This window comes from Serratia sp. BNK-4, from assembly GCF_048685115.1.
Classification (GTDB): Bacteria; Pseudomonadota; Gammaproteobacteria; order Enterobacterales; family Enterobacteriaceae; genus Serratia; species Serratia bockelmannii.
This window is the reverse complement of record NZ_JBLQTM010000001.1, coordinates 901,333-919,637: the sequence shown is the minus strand read 5'-3', so window position 1 is coordinate 919,637 and position 18,305 is coordinate 901,333. Positions and strand designations below refer to the sequence as shown.

Below are 18,305 nucleotides of genomic sequence, written 5' to 3'. Positions count from 1 at the left end.
ACTCCTACAGGAACATCAGGAAATACAGCAGGAACACGTTAACCAACAGCAGCAGCACGCCGGTCGGCACCTGCGCCTTGATCACCGCATTCTTGTCCGGCAACTCCAGCAGCGCCGCCGGCACAATGTTGAAGTTCGCCGCCATCGGCGTCATCAGGGTGCCGCAATAGCCGGAGAACATGCCGATCGCCGCCATCACCGCCGGGTTGCCGCCGTGTTGCAGCACCAGGATCGGAATGCCGATGCCTGCGGTGACGATCGGGAAAGCGGCGAAGGCGTTGCCCATCACCATGGTCAGCACCGCCATACCGATAGCGTAGACCGCCACGGCGATAAAGCGGTTATCGACCGCCAGATACTCCTGGGTCAAATGCGAGATCGCAGTACCAACGCCAGCGACGGTAAACAGCAGCCCCAGCGTGGCGAGGATCTGCGGCAGAATGAACGCCCAGCCGATCGAATCCAGCAGGCGCCGCGCTTCCTGCACCGGCTGCAACGCCTTCTCATGGGTCATTTTCACCGCGATCGCCAGACCGATCAGGCAGCCGACGGTCATAGAGAACAGCGTGATCAGCGTCGCGTGGTTACCGCTGCCGAATACCGCGCTCTGCAACGCCGGCACGTTGTTGAACAGCAGCACGCCGATCACCGTCACCACCGGGATCGCCAACGCGGGGATAAACAGCTTGTTGCCCAAACGCTTGGCGCTGGTCTCGCGCTCCTGCGGCGTTCGCTGATGATAGCTGCCGAGGCGCACACCGCCGAAGCCGGCGATCAGGGCCATCACCACCACCACCCCGCCAACGATGATGTGCAGCATGCGTTTCTCGTTACTGCCCTCGCCCAGTACGTCGCCCAGCAGGCGGTAAGTCCAGTCGCCGACCAGGAATACCAGGCCGTACAACCCCCAAAACAGCCCGGTGGTGATGCGGCGCGGGTTGGCGCGATCGCGGAAGGACATCACCGCCACAATCAGCAGCACCGCGCCGGCCAGCCAGTAGAGATATTGTTGCTGGAAGTTCATCGCGCCTCCCCCTTCGCCTGCAGCGCCGCCTGATTCAGCTGCGTCAGCTCGGCGCTCAGCTGTTTATCCATTCGATACAGCCGGAATGCGTGGATCAGGAAAGCGAAAATGGCGGTCGGAATGCCCCACAGCGCGATATGCAGCGGCTCGGTCTGTATGCCGCCGGACTCCAGCATAAAGTTGTGCATGAAGATGATCGCGCCGAAGGCCACGAAGATATCTTCGCCGAAGAACAGCCCGACGTTGTCGGTCGCGGCCGACATGGCGCGCAGGCGGTGGCGCGTACGCTCCGGCAGTTCGCCATAGCGGTTTTCCGTTGCCCCTTCCGCCATCGGCGCCAGCAGCGGCCGCACCATTTGCGGGTGCCCGCCCAGGCTGGTCAGCCCCATCGCCGCGGTGATCTCGCGCACGAACAGGTACACGATCAGCAAACGGCCGGCGGTGGCGCTTTTGATCTTGGCGATCCACGCCTGCGCCCGCTCCTTCAGCCCGTGGCGCTCCAGCAGGCCGATCACCGCCAGCGGCAGCAGCAGGATCAGCGGCAGGTTGCGGGTGTTGAGAAAGCCCTCGCCGAGCTTTTCCAGAATGACGTCCAGCGGCATCAGCGCCGCCAGACCGGTGATGATGCCGGCGGCGATCACCACCAGCACCGGGTTGAAACGCAATACAAATCCGACCACGATGGCGGCGATGCCGATCAGTGGCCAGAGATTCACGGCCTGTTCCATAGTCTTCCCTCGATATTTTCTAATAGTTTTTTGCTTGTGATGTTGTGTCTTGCTTTACGGCTTTATTGCTCCGCGCTGACGCGAATACCCTGTTGAACAAAACTGTCCCGCAGCTTGCGCGCATACGCCAGCGCATGCTCGCCGTCCCCGTGCAGGCAGACAGTTTCCGCCTGAACGGCGGCCCAGACGCCATCCACGCTGCGCACCCGGTGATGGCGCACCATCTCCAGCGTTTGCGCCAGCGCCTGTTCGTCATCCTCGATCAATGCCCCCGGCAAACCGCGCGGCACCAGCGTGCCGTCGGCCTGATAACCGCGATCGGCGAACACCTCCTGCCGGGTGGTCAGACCGAGTTTTTCCCCGGCGCGGATCAGCTCGCTGCCGGCCAGCCCCACCAGCCGCAGCGCCGGATCGACCGCCTGCACGGCCCGGGCGATCGCTTCCGCCAGCGCCGGTTCAACCGCCGCCTGGTTATACAGCATGCCATGCGGCTTAACATGTACCATCACTCCCCCCTCAGCGCGGGCGATGGCCGCCAGCGCCCCGAGCTGATACACCACCTGCGCGTACACCGTTTCCGGCGGCAGCTGCATGCGGGTGCGGCCGAAGTTCTCCCGATCGGGAAAACTCGGATGGGCGCCGATCGCCACGCCGTACTGCAATGCCCAGCGCACCGATTGACGCATGGTCTGCGCATCGCCGGCGTGGAAGCCGCAGGCGATGTTGGCCGAGCTCACCAATTGCAACAGCGCCTGATCGTTGGCGCAGCCTTCGCCGAGATCGGCGTTCAAATCAACGATCATGTAACCCCCAGGCAATCTGTCGAAGGAAGAGATCCTGCTCGGCTTTGGCGCGCTGCGCCTCCGTCAGTGAGCAGAGAACGAAGTGGATCGGTTCGCCGAGACGGATCTGCGCCAAGTGGTAGAGATCGGCTTCGATCACGCAGGCAATACGCGGGTAACCGCCGGTGGTTTGCGCATCGGCCATCAGCACGATCGGCTGGCCGTTATGCGGCACCTGCACCACGCCGGGCATCAGGCCATGCGACAGCATCTCGCGGTCGGTGGTGCGCTCCAGCGGCGTACCGCCGTGCAGGCGGTAGCCCATGCGGTTGCTCTGCGGGCTGAGCTGCCAGGCGGTGCGCCAAAACGTATCCTGCGCCTCTTCGCTGAATTCGGCGTACTCCGGCCCCGGCAGCGCGCGGATGCGGTTGGTGAACAGCAGCTGTTTCACGCCGCAGCGATGTTGTGGTTGAGCGGCTGATTTGCCCAGCGGCAGCCGATCGCCGTCCTTCAGGTTACGGCCTTCGTGGCCGCCAAAGGCGGCTTTCATGTCGGTGCTGCACGAGCCCAGCATTTCCGGCACGGCGATACCGCCCGAGATCGCCAGGTAGCTGCGCATGCCGCGTTTCGGCGTGCCCAGCGCCAGCCGCTGCCCCTTTTTCACCGGGTAGCGCCAGCCGGTCCACAGCGGCTTGCCGTCCAGCTGCGCGTCGCAGCCGGCGCCGGTCAGGGCAATCCAGCCAGAGCGGGTAAACTCGGCGCTGAACTGGCCGAGCGTGATCTCCAGCCCGGCGGCCTCCGGCGCGTTGCCCACCAGCAGGTTGGCGATCTTCAGCGCCGGTTGATCCAAGGCCCCGCCGGTGCTGATGCCCAGGCGGCGGAATCCCTCGCGGCCCAAATCCTGCACCGTGGTATAGATGCCGGCACGCAGAATAATCAGCATACGCCCTCCTTCTGCGGCACGAAGCGCACGCTATCGCCCGGGCGCAGCAGCGTCGGCGGCATTTCATGCGGATTGAACAACGCCAGCGGCGTGCGGCCAATCAGTTGCCAGCCGCCGGGTGTCACCAGCGGATAGATGCCGGTCTGGCCGCCGCCGATGCCGACGGAGCCGGCCGCCACCGCCAGACGCGGTTCGGCGCGGCGCGGCGTCGCCAATTTTTCCGGCATGCCGCCCAAATAGGAGAAGCCCGGCTGAAAGCCGAGGAAATAGACCACGTAGGCCGCCGCCGCGTGGCATTCCACCACCTGCCGCGGGGTCATGCCGGTATGGCGCGCCACGTCATCCAGATCGGGGCCTTGCTCCCCGCCGTAGACCACCGGAATATCCACCTGGCGCGACTCCGGCGTCAGGCGCTCTTTGCTTTCCCAACCCTGCTGCAGCAACGCAAGCATCGCTTCGGCGTCGGCCTGCGGCGTATGCAGCAACAGCGTCAGGTTGTTCATCCCCGGCACCACTTCCCGCACGTCGGGGTGGTGATTCAGCTTTTCCGCCAGCGCCCAGATGCGCTGCTGGCTCGGTAAGGTCACCGGCGGCGACAGTTCAAGCACTACCGCTCTTTCACCCAACAGGTAATAACGTGCTTGTTGCACCCTTATTCTCCTTATTATTATCGCGATGAAAAACACACCAGTTATGCGTGACGCGGCCCCGGCTGTCAATAGAACGCAACCATAAGGAAAATAAGGAAATAGCGCGATAAAAGGATTCAGCCGGCGCACAGGCCGGGCTGGATCCGGGGAAGAAAAAAATCAGGCGGGATTCGGGATATCGATAAAGGTCACATCAAAGCCGTGGTGCTGGGCCAGCCAGTCCCCCAACGCTTTCACGCCACCGCGCTCGGTCGCATGGTGACCGGCGGCGAAGAAATGCACGCCCATTTCGCGCGCGCTATGAATGGTCTGTTCAGACACTTCACCGCTGATGAACGCATCGACGCCGAAGCGCGCCGCGCTGTCGATAAAGCCCTGGCCACCGCCGGTGCACCAGGCCACCCGGCGAATGTGCTCAGGCGCGTTATCGCCGCAGTGCAGCACCGCGCGCCCCAGCCGGCTTTCGATACGCTGCTGCAGCGCCTCGCCGGTCAGCGGCTGTTCAAATTCGCCGTGTGGCACCAGCGGCTCGACGTCGCCAATCACCCGAATGCCCAGCGCCTGCGCCAGCTGCGCGTTGTTACCCAGCACCGGATGCGCGTCCAGCGGCAGGTGGTAGCCGTACAGGTTAATATCGTGAGTCAACAGCGTTTTCAGACGATTGCGCTTCATGCCGCGCACCGCCGGCGCCTCATTTTTCCAGAAATAGCCGTGGTGCACGATAATCGCGTCGGCCTGATGCGCCACCGCGGCATCCAGCAGCGCCTGACAGGCGGTGACGCCGGTCACGATGCGCTGCACGTGCGGGCGGCCTTCTACCTGCAATCCGTTAGGGGCGTAGTCCTGAAACGCCGCGGCGTTCAGTTCCGTATTGATCAGTTGTTCCAGATCGAGGTTACGCATTCTCTTCTCTCTTCATAGTCAAAATGTCTGCCGGTCGCCCTGCGCCATCAGGATGAATTTCACGCCCAGATCGTTGCCCTGCGCCAGCTGCTGCGCAATGGCGGCGCGCGTGTCTTCGCCCTGCTTCAGGCTGGGCTTGATGTGGCTGATCACCACCGGCAGACCGTTCAGCGAACCTTCACCGCCGCTGTACTGCGTCAGGTTCTTCAACTCCTTCAGCAGCCAGGCCGGCGTCAAATGGCCGTACAGATGTTTATCCTCCATCCCATTGGGGTACGAGGTTTCGATAATCATGCCTTTGAGCTTTTTCTGCTCGACAAGCGGCCCCAGCGTGCGCCAGACGGTATCGAGATCGCGTGATTGCTCCACCTTATCCGGCCCGGTATCGCCGAAGTAGGCGAAGAACTCGCTGCCGTTGGAAATCAGCAGCATCGACGACGGGTAGCGATCGTGGCTAAGCGGGTACATCACGCCGGTCAACCCGGTCAGGCCGAGGGTAAAGCGCTGCTGCGGCCGCACCGTTTGCAGCCGGTAAGTGCCCAGCCGCGAACCGTTGCCGGCGTCGGTAAAGTTCGGCCAGGCCTTCCAGTTGAAGTAGTGATTACGCAGGGTCAGCACGGTGTCCGCCTGGGCGTAAACGGTTTTTTTATTGTCCTCGGGCGAGCCGACGATCAGCCCCGCCACGTGGTCCAGATGGCCATGGCTGATAAAGTAACTGCCGATCAACTGCCGGAACACATAGCCCTGCGGCGTGTAAGGCGCGGCCAGCTCTGACGTCACCTGCGGGAAGCTGCCCTTCTCCAGCCCTTTGGCGATGCCCGGCAGCAGTGAACCGGCGTCCAGCGCCACATACTGCGGCTGATTATCGCTGCGGATCAGATAAGAGGTCAGGTTGCCGTCGCTAACGCCGCCGTCGACGCCCAGCGCCACCACGTCAAAGCCGGCTATCGCCAGCGCCGAATAGCCGCTCAGGCACAGGGCCAGCACCTTTTTCATCATTGCGTCGCTCCTTGCAGTTGCCTCAAGACTCTCCCCGTTTCGCCGCCTCGAACGCCGCCAACGTCTCCATGCGGGCTTGTTTGTGATCGACGATCGGCAGCGGGTAGTTCAGCGTGCATCGCTGCTTTTCCGCCCAGCGATGGGGATGATGGATGTCATTGTCGGGCACATCCGCCAGTTCCGGCAACCATTTACGGATAAAAGTGCCTTGTGGATCAAAACGTTCACCCTGGGTGGTCGGGTTGAAGATGCGGAAATACGGCGCGGCGTCGGTGCCGGTGGACGCCGCCCACTGCCAGCCGCCGTTATTGGCCGCCAGATCCCCGTCCAGCAGTTGCGACATGAAATAGCGCTCCCCGGCGCGCCAGTCGATCAGCAGATCTTTCACCAGAAAACTGGCGCTGATCATGCGCAGCCGGTTGTGCATCCAGCCGGTGGCATTCAGTTGGCGCATGGCGGCATCGACGATCGGATAGCCGGTTTCGCCCCGCTGCCAGGCCTGCAGCTTCGCCGCGTCATCGCACCAGCGCACCTTGTCCGTCCAGGCGATAAATGGCCGATAGCGGCACAACGCGGGATAAGCCACCAGCAGATGACGGTAGAACTCGCGCCAAATCAGCTCGTTCAGCCAGGCGAAAGCGCCGCTCTCGCGATCTTCCAGCAGCTGCGGGCATTCGGCGCGCAGGCGGTTGAAGCACTGGCGCGGCGACAGCGCACCGATCGCCAGATAGGGCGACAGGCTGCTGGTGCCGGCGATGGCGGGCAGATCGCGCTGCCGAAGGTAATCCTGCACCTGCTCACGACAAAAGGTGCGCAGCCGCTGCAGCGCGGCCTCCTCGCCGGCGGGATAGTCATCCCCAATTTCCGCCGCGGGATAATCGAACGCCGCCGGCGCCTCAGGCGCAGGCAACGCGCCATCGGCACGGATCTTCGGCGCCGGCAGGCAGCTCACGTCGGACTCGGTCAGGCGCTGAATAAAGGCGTTGCGAAACGGCGTATAAACCTTGTACATCTCGCCGCCGCCGGTTAGCACGCTGCCCGGCGGCAACAGCAGGCTGTCATCAAAACCGTGGCACGTTACCCGGTCGCTCAATCGCTGTTCCAACTGCTCATCGCGGCGCCGTTCATTCAGTTCATACTGGCGGTTGTAAAACAGCGCATCTACCTGCTCTCGCTCGCAATAGTCCGCCAGCCAGTCGATCGACGCGGCAAAGTCCGCACAGGCATGGCAATGCAGCACAATGCCCTTTTGCGCCAGCGCCTGTTGCACCGCCTGCAGGCTGGCGTGGATCAGCGCCGCCTGCCGCGGCGCCATCTCATGTTGCCGCCACTGCTCCGGTGTGGCGATAAACACCGCCAGCACCCGGGCTTTCGGATCGCTGCAGGCGGCGTGCAGGGCTTTGTTGTCGGTGATACGCAGATCGTTACGCAACCAGACCAGATGCGTGGTCATAAAACTCCTTGTCAATCAATGGCCGTAACGCAAACGCAGCGCCTCCGGGTAAGGTTCGAAATAGCGTTGTTCCGCCAGATAGCGATCGGGGTATTCCGCCATGTAATGCTTGAGCAGCGCGATCGGCGCCAGCAGCGGCTGCATGCCCTGCCGGTAGCGATCGATCAGGTGCGCCAGCTCCTGGCGCTGCGCCGCGCTAAGCTGACGACGGAAGTAGCCCTGCACGTGCATTAACACGTTGGTGTGGTTGCGCCGCGTCGCTTTGTGCGCCAACAGCGCCATCAGGCGGCTGCGGTATTCCACGGCGAAGGCCTCCAGCGAGTCCCAGCGGTGAATATCGGCGACGAAGCGCCCCAGCTCGCGGTACGCCGGCTGCGAATGCGCCAGCAGCGACAGCTTGTAGCGGCTGTGAAACGCGATCAGCCCGCCGCGGGTCAGCCCCTGACGCCACAGCATGTTCAACTCATACAGCGCGTACACTCGCTCGATAAAGTTTTCCCGCAGCGCCGCATCCTGCAATCGTCCATCTTCTTCCACCGGCAGCCACGGCATCTGACGCAGCAGCTCGGCGGTAAACAGCCCAACGCCGTTTTTACGCGAGTCCTTGCCGTTCTCGCTGTAGACCCGCACCCGTTCCAGGCCGCAGCTCGGCGACTTGGCGCAGACGATATAGCCGCACAGGTGCTGCAACGCGGCCACGCGCTGCGCTGAGAAACTGCGCATCTCCTCGGTCAGATCCACGCCGGCGTCGTTGCTGTAGCGCATCGCCGGCCACGGCTGCGCCTGTTTCACCAGGCGCAGCGCCGGGCGCGGCGTGGGCAGGCCGATCGCCATTTCCGGGCAAACGGGCTCAAAGCGCACATAGGGCGCCAACTGTTCCACCGCAAAAGCCAGCCGCTTGTGGCCACCGTCGAAACGCACCGCGTCGCCCAGTAAACAGGCGCTGATGCCGATAGGGATCTTGTCGCTCATACCGCTCTCCCATGTTGTTGACCGATGAGGAAAGTGTAGAAGAATGGCTTGCCAAATACGACCTTGCGCTTGATAGGGGTGGCCAGAGGCATAAAAAAACCCCCGCCACAGGGCGAGGGTTTTTTCGTGAATCGGCAGCGACTCAGTAGAAATCGCAGGACGCCAGTTCCGCCTGCTGCAGCCAGACCGGCTTATCGCTGGTTTTTGACCAGACGCGGTGCAGGTAGCTGTAAAAACGCCCGCGATCGCTGCGGAACAGCATCACCGGCAGGGCCAAAATGCCCGCGATAACCACTGCGCTGCGGCGCAGGAGAATCCGATGCAGTGAATAAGCGTGATAGGTCGTAGACATGCGAACCTCCTTAAAAACGCCTGCCGTTGATTTGTCAGGGAAAACGGCGTGGGCGTATCAAATGAACAATCGGTAATTTGGTAACTGAGCAAAATTTTAGCGCACTTGATGAAAGTTTACTACTCATCCGACCACTAAATCGCACAAAAAATCGCTAATCACCGCAGCGATTCGTAATTTTGTTACAGTCAGGTTAATTTTTAACTAATCATGGGTTACATTGTGGTTATTATCCGGTTCCTGCTTCCACACCCTGCCCTTGCTTATTCACTCATCAGGCGCAATCTCGCCGCCAACCTGCTGCTTGAAATGCTCAATTTCCGCTGAAATTTCAGCCATTTTTATACTTTTTTTACACCCGCCCGCGCGATTTTTTCATCTTCTTTCTACCCCGCTCCCTACACTGCCTCTATCAAAAACAACACCTCTGGAGGTGTCCCGTGAGTTTCAGCGTTATTGGTGGTGCGCTGTTGGTCCTGCTGCTGTTGGCCTATCTGGTCTACGCCCTGTTTAACGCGGAGGATTTCTGATGGCGGCTTCAGCCTTTTTACTGATCGCCAGTTTCCTGCTGGTGCTTCTGCTGCTGGCCCGGCCGCTGGGCGGCTTTATGGCGCGCCTGATCGAAGGTGAGCCGCTGCCTGCGCTGCGCGGGGTGGAAGCCGGCGTCTGGCGCGCCTGCGGCATCCGCGCCACCGAGATGAACTGGTGGCAGTACGCGCTGGCGATCCTGGCGTTCAACCTGCTCGGCCTGGCGTTGCTGTTCGCCCTGCTGATGACGCAGGGCTCGCTGCCGCTCAACCCGCAAGGCTTCCCGGGCCTCTCCTGGGATCTGGCACTCAACACCGCCGTCAGCTTCGTCACCAACACCAACTGGCAGGCCTACAGCGGTGAAAGCGCTCTCAGCTATTTCAGCCAGATGGCCGGGCTGGCGGTGCAGAACTTCGTCTCCGCCTCCACCGGCATCGCCGTGGCCTTTGCGCTGATCCGCGCCTTTACCCGCCGCGCCGGCAAGACCGTCGGCAACGCCTGGGCCGATCTGTTCCGCATCACGCTGTATGTGCTGCTGCCGATCGCGCTGCTGATCGCCCTGTTCTTCGTCAGCCAGGGCACGCTGCAAAACTTCCTGCCTTACCTGCACGTCACCACGCTCGAAGGTGCGCAGCAGACGCTGCCGATGGGGCCAGTGGCCTCGCAGGAAGCGATCAAGATGCTCGGCACCAACGGCGGCGGCTTCTTCGGCGCCAACTCGGCGCACCCGTTCGAGAACCCAACCGTGCTGACCAACTTCGTGCAGATGCTGGCCATCTTCCTGATCCCCTGCGCGCTGTGCTTCTCCTTCGGCCAGTTGGCCGGTGAAAACCGTCAGGGCCACGCGCTGATCTGGGCGATGGCGCTGATCTTCGTGGTGGCGGTGGTGGTGGTGATGGTCGCCGAGCTGGCGGGCAACCCGCACCTGAGCGCGCTGGGCGCCGACAGCAACATCAATATGGAAGGCAAAGAGTCGCGCTTTGGCATTCTCGCCACCAGCCTGTTCTCGGTGGTGACCACCGCCGCGTCCTGCGGGGCGGTCAACGCCATGCACGACTCCTTCACCGCGCTGGGCGGCATGGTACCGATGTGGCTGATGCAGATCGGTGAAGTGGTGTTCGGCGGCGTCGGCTCCGGCCTGTACGGCATGCTGCTGTTCGTACTGCTGACGGTATTTATCGCCGGCCTGATGATCGGCCGCACCCCGGAATATCTGGGCAAGAAAATCGACGTTTACGACATGAAGATGACCGCGCTGGCGATCCTGGTCACGCCGACGCTGGTGTTGCTGGGCAGCGCGCTGGCCATCGGCACCGACGCGGGCCGCGCCGGCATCCTCAACCCGGGCGCTCACGGCTTCAGCGAAGTGCTGTACGCCCTGTCCTCCGCCGCCAACAACAACGGCAGCGCCTTCGCCGGGTTGAGCGTCAATACGCCGTTTTACAACCTGCTGCTGGCCTTCGCCATGTTCGTCGGCCGCTTCGGGGTGATCCTGCCGGTGCTGGCGATCGCCGGTTCGCTGAGCGCCAAACAACGCCAGCCGGCGGGCAACGGCACCCTGCCGACCTATGGGCCGCTGTTTATCGGTCTGCTGATCGGCACCGTATTGCTGGTGGGTGCACTGACCTTCGTGCCGGCGCTGGCGCTAGGCCCGGTGGCCGAGCATTTGCAGCTTTGGTTGGCAAACTAACCGACGTCACAGAGAGAGAATAAGAGATGACTCGCAAACAACGCGCGCTGTTTGAACCGGCTCTGGTGCGCACCGCGCTGATCGATGCGGTGAAAAAACTGGATCCTCGCGTTCAATGGCGCAACCCGGTGATGTTCGTGGTGTATATCGGCAGCCTGCTGACCACCGCCATCTGGCTGGCGATCCTCGCCGGCCAAACCGACGGTGCCGCCGCCTTTACCGGCAGCGTCGCCCTGTGGTTGTGGTTCACCGTGCTGTTCGCCAACTTCGCCGAGGCGCTGGCCGAAGGCCGCAGCAAGGCCCAGGCGGAAAGCCTGAAAGGCACCAAGAAAACCAGCTGGGCGAAAAAGCTGGCCGGCCCGCGCCGCGACGGCGCCACGGAGAAAGTGGCCGCCGAAAGCCTGCGCAAAGGCGATATCGTACTGGTGGAAGCCGGCGATACCGTCCCGTGCGACGGCGAAGTGCTGGAAGGCGGCGCCTCGGTAGATGAAAGCGCCATCACCGGCGAATCCGCCCCGGTGATCCGCGAATCCGGCGGGGACTTCTCCTCGGTCACCGGCGGCACCCGCGTGCTGTCCGACTGGCTGGTGGTACAGTGCAGCGTCAACCCGGGGGAAACCTTCCTCGATCGCATGATCGCCATGGTGGAAGGCGCCAAGCGCCGCAAAACGCCGAACGAGATCGCGCTGACTATTCTGCTGGTGGCGCTGACCATCGTGTTCGTCCTGGCCACCGCCACCCTGTTCCCGTTCTCGCAATACAGCGTGGAAGCGGCCGGCAGCGGCAGCGTGGTCACCATCACCGTGCTGGTCGCCTTGCTGGTTTGCCTGATCCCCACCACCATCGGTGGCCTGCTGTCCGCCATCGGCGTGGCCGGGATGAGCCGCATGCTCGGCGCCAACGTGATCGCCACCAGCGGCCGCGCGGTGGAAGCCGCCGGCGACGTGGACGTGCTTCTGCTGGATAAAACCGGCACCATCACGCTGGGCAACCGCCAGGCTTCAGAGTTCCTGCCGGCGCCGGGCGTGAAAGAGCAAGAGCTGGCGGACGCCGCGCAGCTGGCCTCGCTGGCGGACGAAACGCCGGAAGGCCGCAGCATCGTGGTGCTGGCCAAACAGCGCTTCAACCTGCGCGAACGCGATCTGCAGGCGCTGAACGCCACCTTCGTGCCCTTCTCCGCCCAGACCCGCATGAGCGGCGTCAACGTGCAGGAGCGCATGATCCGTAAAGGCGCAGTGGATGCCATTCGCCGTCACGTCGAAACCAATCAGGGGCACTTCCCGCGGGCGGTGGACGATCTGGTGGAAAGCGTGGCGCGCACCGGCGGCACGCCGCTGGTGGTGGCGGAAGGCGCCCGAGTGCTGGGCGTGGTGGCGCTGAAGGATATCGTCAAGGGCGGCATCAAGGAACGCTTCAATGAGCTGCGCAAGATGGGCATCAAAACGGTGATGATCACCGGCGATAACCCGCTGACCGCGGCGGCGATCGCCGCCGAAGCCGGGGTGGACGACTTCCTGTCGGAAGCCACGCCGGAAGCCAAGCTGGCGCTGATCCGCCAGTATCAGGCGGAAGGCCGTCTGGTGGCGATGACCGGCGACGGCACCAACGACGCCCCGGCGCTGGCGCAGGCCGATGTGGCGGTGGCGATGAACTCCGGCACCCAGGCCGCCAAAGAGGCGGGCAACATGGTCGATCTGGATTCCAACCCGACCAAGCTGATCGAAGTGGTACACATCGGCAAACAGATGCTGATGACGCGCGGCTCGCTGACCACCTTCAGCATCGCCAACGACGTGGCCAAATACTTCGCCATTATTCCGGCGGCGTTCGCGGCCACCTATCCGCAGCTGAACGCGCTGAACGTGATGCACCTGCACTCCCCTGCCTCCGCCATCATGTCGGCGGTGATCTTCAACGCCCTGGTGATCGTGTTCCTGATCCCGCTGGCGTTGAAAGGGGTGAGTTACAAACCGATGAGCGCCGCGGCCCTGCTGCGCCGCAACCTGTGGCTGTACGGGGTCGGCGGTCTGCTGGTGCCGTTCGTCGGCATCAAACTGATCGACCTGATCCTGGTCGCGCTGCACGTCGCCGGTTAACCATTGAGGGAAATGAACATGACGTATTTACGACCTGCGCTGGTGATGCTGATCCTGCTGACGTTGATCACCGGCATCGCCTATCCGCTGCTGACCACCGGGCTGGCGCAGCTGCTGTTTTCTGGGGCGGCCAACGGTTCGCTGCTGTACCAGGGCGACAAGGCGGTCGGCTCCGCACTGATCGGCCAGAACTTCACGCGCGCCGACTATTTCTGGGGCCGCCCATCGGCCACCGGCGATTCGGCCTATAATTCGCTGGCCTCCGCCGGCAGCAACCTGGCGGCCACCAACCCGGCGCTGGATAAGGCTATCGCCGAGCGCGCAGCGCAGCTGCGCCAGGCCAATCCTGCGATGAGCGGCCCGATCCCGGTCGATCTGCTGACCGCCTCCGGCAGTGGGTTGGATCCGCAGATCTCGATCGCCGCGGCGCGGTATCAGCTGGCGCGGGTCGCGGCGGCGCGTCATTTGCCGCCGGAACAGGTCGCCAAACTGATCGAAGACAACACCGATCGGGCCACGCCCAACTTCATGGGCGAATCGGTGGTCAACGTGCTGAAGCTGAACCTGGCGCTGGATGCGTTGAAGTAACGCGCCGTATTCAGCATAGTGATAGGGTTCGGCATGCCGAACCCCTTTTTTGCTTGGTAACACAAGGAATTGTCATGGTCGAAGAAGAACAGCAGCGTCCCGATCCCGACAGCCTGCTGGCGCTGGCCAATGAAAAACCGCGCGGCCGGTTGAAGGTATTCTTCGGCGCCTGCGCCGGCGTCGGCAAGACCTACGCCATGCTGCAGGAGGCCCAGCGCTTGCGCGCTCAGGGGCTGGACGTGTTGGTCGGCGTGGTGGAAACCCACGGCCGCAGCGAGACCGCCGCCCTGCTCGACGGCCTGGCGCTGCTGCCGCAAAAGCGCATCCAGCATCGCGGGCGACTGGTGCATGAATTCGACCTCGACGCCGCGTTGGCGCGCCACCCGGCGCTGATCCTGATGGACGAACTGGCGCACAGCAACGCCCACGGTTCGCGCCACCCCAAACGCTGGCAGGATGTGGAAGAGCTGCTGGACGCCGGCATCGACGTGCTGACGACCGTCAACGTGCAACATTTGGAAAGTCTGAACGACGTGGTGGGCGGCGTGACCGGCGTGCGGGTGCGCGAAACGGTGCCCGACCACGTGTTTGACGAGGCCAGCGAAGTGGTGCTGGTCGATCTGCCGCCGGACGATCTGCGCCGACGGCTGCACGAAGGCAAAGTGTATATTCCCGGCCAAGCCGAGCGCGCCATCGAGCACTTCTTCCGCAAAGGTAACCTGATCGCCCTGCGCGAGCTGGCGCTGCGCCGCACCGCCGATCGGGTCGATGACCAGATGCGCGAATTTCGTGACACCCAGGGGCGCGAGAAAGTGTGGCACACCCGCGACAGCATTCTGCTGTGCGTCGGCCACAACAGCGGCAACGAAAAGCTGGTGCGCATCGCCGCCCGGCTGGCGGCGCGGCTTGGCTGCCACTGGCATGCGGTCTACGTGGAAACCCCCAAGCTGCACCGGCTGCCGGAAAACCAGCGCCGCGCCATTCTGCGCGCGCTGCGGCTGGCGCAGGAACTGGGTGCCGAAACCGCTACCCTGGCCGATCCGTCCGAAGAGCGTGCGGTGCTGCGCTACGCCCGCGAACATAACCTCGGCAAAATCATCATCGGCCGCCGCAGCGAGCAGCGCTGGAAGCTGCGCGGCAGCTTCGCCGATCGCCTCGGCCGGCTGGGCCCGGATCTCGATCTGGTGATCGTCGCGCTGGAGAGCGACGCCGCACAGCCGCCGCCAGGCAAGGAGCACGACGGCCGCAGCTTCAATGAGAAATGGCGCATGCAGCTGCGCGGCTGCGCGGTGGCGGTGGCGCTGTGCGCGCTGATCACCCTGCTCTCGCAGTGGCTGCTGCCGGGCTTCGATCAGGCCAACCTGGTGATGGTCTACCTGCTCGGCGTGGCGATCGTCGCACTGTTCTTCGGCCGCTGGCCATCGGTGCTGGCGGCGGTGATCAACGTCGCCAGTTTCGATCTGTTCTTCGTTCAGCCCGAATGGTCGTTCGCCGTCAGCGATATGCAGTATCTGCTGACCTTCGGCGTGATGCTCGCCGTCGGCATCATCATCGGCAACCTGACCGCCGGGGTGCGTTATCAGGCCCGGGTGGCGCGCTACCGCGAGCAGCGGGCGCGCCATCTGTACGAAATGTCGCGCGGGCTGAGCCGCGCGCTGACCGTGGCCGACATCGCCAACACCAGCCGTCATTTCCTCTCCAGCAGCTTCCAGGCGAAAACCGTGCTGCTGCTGCCGCAGGAAGGCGGCCGGCTGCAGCAAATGGTCGGCGAGGAAGGCGGGCTGCTGTCGGTAGACGAAGCCATCGCGCGCTGGAGTTTCGATAAAGGCTTGCCGGCCGGCGCCGGCACCGACACCCTGCCCGGCGTGCCTTACCAGTTGCTGCCGCTCAATACCCCCAAGCAGACCTTCGGCCTGTTGGCGATCGAGCCCAATAACCTGCGCCAGCTGATGGTGCCGGAACAGCAGCGGTTGCTGCAAACCTTCGCAGTGCTGATCGCCAGCGCGCTGGAACGACTGCACCTGGCGCGCAGCGCCGAAGAAGCCAAGCTGGACGCCGAACGCGAACAGCTGCGCAACTCGCTGCTGGCGGCGCTGTCGCACGATCTGCGCACGCCGCTGACGGTACTGTTCGGCCAGGCGGAAATCCTCACGCTGGACCTGGCGGCCGAAGGCTCCAATCACGCCACCCAGGCCAGCCAGATCCGCCAGCAGGTGCTGAGCACCACCCGGCTGGTGAACAACCTGCTGGATATGGCGCGCATCCAGTCCGGCGGTTTCAGCCTGCGCAAAGAGTGGCAGTCGCTGGAAGAGATCGTCGGCGCTTCGCTGCACATGCTGGAGCCGCTGCTCAGCCAGCATCCGATCGAGGTCGAGCTGCCGCCGGAACAGATCCTGGTCAACTGCGACGGCAGCCTGCTGGAACGGGTGTTCACCAACCTGTTGGAAAACGCCAATAAATACGCCGGCGCCGAGGCCACCATCGGCATTCGCGCCCGCACGCTGCCCGAGTGGCTGGAAGTCGAGGTCTGGGATAACGGCCCCGGCATCCCCGCCGATCAGCTGCAGCTAATTTTCGACAAGTTTTCACGCGGCAATAAAGAGTCGGCGATCCCCGGCGTCGGCTTGGGGTTAGCGATTTGTCGTGCCATTATTGAAGTGCATGACGGCCGCATCTGGGCGGAAAACGGCGCCAACGGCGGCGCCAGCTTCCGCTTCGTGCTGCCGCTGGAAAAACCGCCCGAGATCGACGGCGACGCCTTCGATCTGTAATCAACGCAGAGGAAACGTGAGCATAACGCCAACCAACATTCTGATTGTTGAAGATGAAAAAGAGATCCGCCGCTTCGTGCGCACCGCGCTGGAGAGCGAAGGCCTGCGGGTATTTGAAAGTGAAACGCTGCAGCGCGGGTTGATTGAAGCCGGCACGCGCAAACCGGATCTGATCATCCTGGATTTGGGCTTGCCGGACGGCGACGGGCTGAGCTACATCCGCGATCTGCGGCAGTGGAGCGCCATTCCGGTGATCGTGCTCTCGGCGCGCAACGCCGAAGAGGACAAGATCGCCGCGCTGGACGCCGGCGCCGACGACTACCTCAGCAAACCGTTCGGCATCGGCGAGCTGCTGGCGCGGGTGCGGGTCGCACTGCGCCGCCACTCAGCTAACCAACAGGAAAGCCCGCTGGTGAGCTTTTCGGCGATCACCGTCGATCTGGTGAATCGCCGGGTGCTGCGCAACGACGAAGATCTGCATCTGACGCCGATCGAGTTTCGCCTGCTGGCGGAGCTACTGGCCAACGCCGGCAAAGTGATCACCCAACGCCAGCTGTTGAGCCACGTCTGGGGGCCGAACTACGTGGAGCACAGCCACTATCTGCGCATCTACATGGGCCACCTGCGGCAGAAGCTCGAAGCCGATCCGGCCCGGCCCAAACACCTGCTGACCGAAACCGGCGTCGGCTATCGCTTCATGCCTTAACCCCGGTGGGCGCGGTTTGCCGCGCCTTTACGCCGCCGGGCCCTTCTTCAATCCGACCATAAATTCCTTAAACGCCTCGCGCAGCGGAGCGAACACCGGGTGTTTGCGGTTTTCGATCATCACTTCGGAGAACAGCTTCAATCCTACGGCGAAGGCCGCGCTCTGCTCGGGGCCGAAGTTCAGATCGTCACGCGCCCGAATGCGCTCGACGATCTCGAGAATATCGTCGTGGTTGGTCACCTCAAAACTCAGCGGTGCTTTCTCGACGGGGTTGCCCTGGCGATCGCTCAGGGCTTCAACGGTAATGTTAAAACGGTGGCCGGGCATCAGTTCTTCTCCTGCTGCGTGGGTTGAATATGCATTTCGCTTTCGATCGCCGCCACGGCGGTCAGCAACGCGGCGTTGATGCGCTCCACCTGCTGCGGCGTGAGATCGGCGCGCATCACGTTGCCGCGCAGCAGGCTGCGCAGACGGTTCATGGCGTCGTAGATGCCTTCCGCCAGGTTGCCGTGCCGATGATGCTCGCGGCCGGCGCCCGCCAGGCGCGCCAGAATGACGTCAACCACCTGTTGATGCTTTTGCAGCTCGCCCTCGCCCGCCACGGTGATACGGTAGCTTTTGCGGCCGTTGCCGGTGGTGAGCGGCTCAAGGAAATCCTGTTCTTCCAGCAGCGTCAGCGTGGGGTAAATCACCCCCGGGCTCGGCACGTACAGGCCGGATGACGCTTCCTCGATCGCCTTGATCAATTCGTACCCGTGGCTGGGCTTGCGCGCCACCAACGCCAGCAACACCAGGCGCAGATCGCCGTGTTCGAACAGACGATGACGCCCGCCCCGGCCACCACGCCCACCTCGGCCGTGTTCTTCGCCTTCGCCGCCGAAGTGATGGCGCCCGCCGCGATGACGGCGGCCCTCTTCGCACTCATGATGGTGGTGGTGATGCCGGTGTAAACCTAATCGATGAAACATAAGGTGATACCTCGCTTAACAGTGAACATCAATACGAGGTTGTTTAGATATATCTAAACAGCGTCGATAGCGCTAATCTAGATCGATATATCTAAATGCGCAAGCGCGTGCCGTGAAAAAGATATATCTAAATTACAGGCATAAAAAAAGCG

At 63.1% G+C, this 18,305-nt stretch carries 18 protein-coding genes; 6 read left to right on the top strand and 12 right to left on the bottom strand.

Annotated elements, in window-relative coordinates; translation table 11 throughout:
- Positions 1 to 4: 4 nt before the first annotated feature.
- The 10 genes from ACMGGW_RS04400 to ACMGGW_RS04355 all read right to left on the bottom strand — a co-directional run bounded on the left by ACMGGW_RS04400 (position 5) and on the right by ACMGGW_RS04355 (position 8,806).
- Positions 5 to 1,024 (bottom strand): DUF979 domain-containing protein, encoded by a 1,020-nt coding sequence (locus ACMGGW_RS04400; protein ID WP_025301878.1) that lies wholly within the window; start codon positions 1,022 to 1,024, stop codon positions 5 to 7.
- On the bottom strand, positions 1,021 to 1,752 hold the full coding sequence (locus ACMGGW_RS04395) for a DUF969 domain-containing protein (protein WP_025301877.1): 732 nt from the start codon (positions 1,750 to 1,752) through the stop codon (positions 1,021 to 1,023). The genes ACMGGW_RS04400 and ACMGGW_RS04395 overlap by 4 nt, the downstream gene beginning before the upstream one ends.
- 62 nt (positions 1,753 to 1,814) lie before the next feature.
- Positions 1,815 to 2,555 carry a 5-oxoprolinase subunit PxpA gene (pxpA, locus tag ACMGGW_RS04390; protein ID WP_025301876.1) on the bottom strand — a complete coding sequence of 247 codons (741 nt, stop codon included), beginning with the start codon at positions 2,553 to 2,555 and terminating at the stop codon, positions 1,815 to 1,817.
- A complete protein-coding gene (gene pxpC / locus ACMGGW_RS04385; RefSeq protein ID WP_025301875.1) occupies positions 2,545 to 3,477 on the bottom strand; it encodes a 5-oxoprolinase subunit PxpC in 933 nt (310 codons plus the stop codon). The genes pxpA and pxpC overlap by 11 nt, the downstream gene beginning before the upstream one ends.
- A complete protein-coding gene (gene pxpB / locus ACMGGW_RS04380) occupies positions 3,471 to 4,127 on the bottom strand; it encodes a 5-oxoprolinase subunit PxpB (RefSeq protein WP_025301874.1) in 657 nt (218 codons plus the stop codon). Before pxpB ends, pxpC begins: the two co-directional genes overlap by 7 nt.
- 159 nt (positions 4,128 to 4,286) lie before the next feature.
- Positions 4,287 to 5,030: a type 2 GTP cyclohydrolase I gene (locus tag ACMGGW_RS04375; RefSeq protein ID WP_025301873.1), complete on the bottom strand. Its 744-nt coding sequence runs from the start codon at positions 5,028 to 5,030 to the stop codon at positions 4,287 to 4,289.
- 18 nt (positions 5,031 to 5,048) lie between these two features.
- Positions 5,049 to 6,029 carry an MBL fold metallo-hydrolase gene (locus tag ACMGGW_RS04370; protein ID WP_043136583.1) on the bottom strand — a complete coding sequence of 327 codons (981 nt, stop codon included), beginning with the start codon at positions 6,027 to 6,029 and terminating at the stop codon, positions 5,049 to 5,051.
- A 22-nt stretch (positions 6,030 to 6,051) separates the two neighbouring features.
- Positions 6,052 to 7,482 (bottom strand): deoxyribodipyrimidine photo-lyase, encoded by a 1,431-nt coding sequence (gene phrB, locus ACMGGW_RS04365; RefSeq protein ID WP_049205774.1) that lies wholly within the window; start codon positions 7,480 to 7,482, stop codon positions 6,052 to 6,054.
- A 15-nt stretch (positions 7,483 to 7,497) separates the two neighbouring features.
- Complete coding sequence (locus ACMGGW_RS04360; RefSeq protein ID WP_025301870.1) at positions 7,498 to 8,454, bottom strand: YbgA family protein; 957 nt, start codon at positions 8,452 to 8,454, stop codon at positions 7,498 to 7,500.
- Positions 8,455 to 8,596: 142 nt separating this feature from the next.
- Positions 8,597 to 8,806 (bottom strand): YbfA family protein, encoded by a 210-nt coding sequence (locus ACMGGW_RS04355; protein WP_004939916.1) that lies wholly within the window; start codon positions 8,804 to 8,806, stop codon positions 8,597 to 8,599.
- 440 nt (positions 8,807 to 9,246) lie between these two features.
- Here ACMGGW_RS04355 and ACMGGW_RS04350 point away from each other — a divergent pair, with 440 nt between their 5' ends.
- From ACMGGW_RS04350 to kdpE, 6 genes are all read left to right on the top strand, one after another.
- Positions 9,247 to 9,336, top strand: a complete 90-nt coding sequence (locus ACMGGW_RS04350) for a K(+)-transporting ATPase subunit F (protein ID WP_016928742.1) — start codon at positions 9,247 to 9,249, stop codon at positions 9,334 to 9,336.
- On the top strand, positions 9,336 to 11,024 hold the full coding sequence (gene kdpA / locus ACMGGW_RS04345; protein ID WP_043136574.1) for a potassium-transporting ATPase subunit KdpA: 1,689 nt from the start codon (positions 9,336 to 9,338) through the stop codon (positions 11,022 to 11,024). The genes ACMGGW_RS04350 and kdpA overlap by 1 nt, the downstream gene beginning before the upstream one ends.
- A 26-nt stretch (positions 11,025 to 11,050) precedes the next feature.
- The gene (kdpB, locus tag ACMGGW_RS04340) at positions 11,051 to 13,120 is read left to right on the top strand and encodes a potassium-transporting ATPase subunit KdpB (protein ID WP_025301868.1); all 2,070 of its coding nucleotides are present in this window, start codon (positions 11,051 to 11,053) and stop codon (positions 13,118 to 13,120) included.
- 18 nt (positions 13,121 to 13,138) lie between these two features.
- Positions 13,139 to 13,708 carry a potassium-transporting ATPase subunit KdpC gene (gene kdpC, locus ACMGGW_RS04335; RefSeq protein WP_025301867.1) on the top strand — a complete coding sequence of 190 codons (570 nt, stop codon included), beginning with the start codon at positions 13,139 to 13,141 and terminating at the stop codon, positions 13,706 to 13,708.
- Between the two features lie 74 nt (positions 13,709 to 13,782).
- The gene (kdpD, locus tag ACMGGW_RS04330) at positions 13,783 to 16,479 is read left to right on the top strand and encodes a two-component system sensor histidine kinase KdpD (RefSeq protein ID WP_043136571.1); all 2,697 of its coding nucleotides are present in this window, start codon (positions 13,783 to 13,785) and stop codon (positions 16,477 to 16,479) included.
- A gap of 16 nt (positions 16,480 to 16,495) precedes the next feature.
- Complete coding sequence (kdpE, locus tag ACMGGW_RS04325) at positions 16,496 to 17,185, top strand: two-component system response regulator KdpE (protein WP_016928747.1); 690 nt, start codon at positions 16,496 to 16,498, stop codon at positions 17,183 to 17,185.
- A gap of 27 nt (positions 17,186 to 17,212) precedes the next feature.
- Here the strand turns inward: kdpE and ACMGGW_RS04320 are convergent, their stop codons facing one another.
- Both ACMGGW_RS04320 and ACMGGW_RS04315 read right to left on the bottom strand, forming a co-directional pair.
- The gene (locus ACMGGW_RS04320) at positions 17,213 to 17,512 is read right to left on the bottom strand and encodes a DUF3861 domain-containing protein (protein ID WP_004939927.1); all 300 of its coding nucleotides are present in this window, start codon (positions 17,510 to 17,512) and stop codon (positions 17,213 to 17,215) included.
- Positions 17,512 to 18,153: a PadR family transcriptional regulator gene (locus tag ACMGGW_RS04315; protein WP_025301865.1), complete on the bottom strand. Its 642-nt coding sequence runs from the start codon at positions 18,151 to 18,153 to the stop codon at positions 17,512 to 17,514. The genes ACMGGW_RS04320 and ACMGGW_RS04315 overlap by 1 nt, the downstream gene beginning before the upstream one ends.
- Positions 18,154 to 18,305 lie beyond the last annotated feature (152 nt).